General features: G+C 50.6%; 2 protein-coding genes. Both read right to left on the bottom strand.

The genetic code is table 11. From position 1 onward, the window contains the following. A partial coding sequence (locus tag ACTHTY_RS11365) for a hypothetical protein (RefSeq protein ID WP_440367714.1) occupies positions 1-530 on the bottom strand: 530 nt, incomplete at its 3' end. Continuing rightward, positions 425-666, bottom strand: a 242-nt coding sequence (locus ACTHTY_RS11360; RefSeq protein WP_440367712.1) for a hypothetical protein, incomplete at its 5' end; no start/stop codon positions are given. The genes ACTHTY_RS11360 and ACTHTY_RS11365, both read right to left, overlap by 106 nt.

Below are 666 nucleotides of genomic sequence, written 5' to 3'. Positions count from 1 at the left end.
CACCCCAAACACCCAAACGACATACCCCACCCACAAAAAAACACCCCCGACAAAAACCCCGCCACACCACAACAAAACCGAACCGAGACGACAACAACAAACACAGAAACAACCAAAAAACCCCAACACCCCAACCCCCCCAGCCCACCACCACAAAACAAAACGACCAAAGACAACACAGTCCACACCCCCGACAACAACCCACACACCCAAACCAAACAAGCCCAAACCAAACACAACAACAACCCCACCAAAAAAACCAAAAACAACAAAAACAACACCAACCGACCACAAAACCCACACCACCACCCAAAAAAACACACACCAAACCAAAACAAACCACACCACCACCACCAACCACGACACCACCCACAACCAAACCACCCCCACCCAACACAACCCCACCAACAACCCCCACCCCCAACTAACACCACACAACAAAAACCACCCAAAAAACCACCCAAACCCCCCAAACAACCCCCCCCCAACACCAAAAACAACACCCACCCACACACCCCGCCACCCGACACCCGTTAAAAACCATACTACCCCCCCATGTCACGCTTGGCAAACAATTCAACTCTACAAAAAAAAAGAACAAAAAACAGCACCACCAAAAACCCAAACCAACAACCCCCCCCCCAACAACCACCCAACAAACACAAC

The organism is Neisseria sp. P0019.S002 (assembly GCF_051957155.1).
Lineage (GTDB): Bacteria > Pseudomonadota > Gammaproteobacteria > Burkholderiales > Neisseriaceae > Neisseria > Neisseria perflava.
This window is presented reverse-complemented; position numbering and strand designations above follow the sequence as displayed.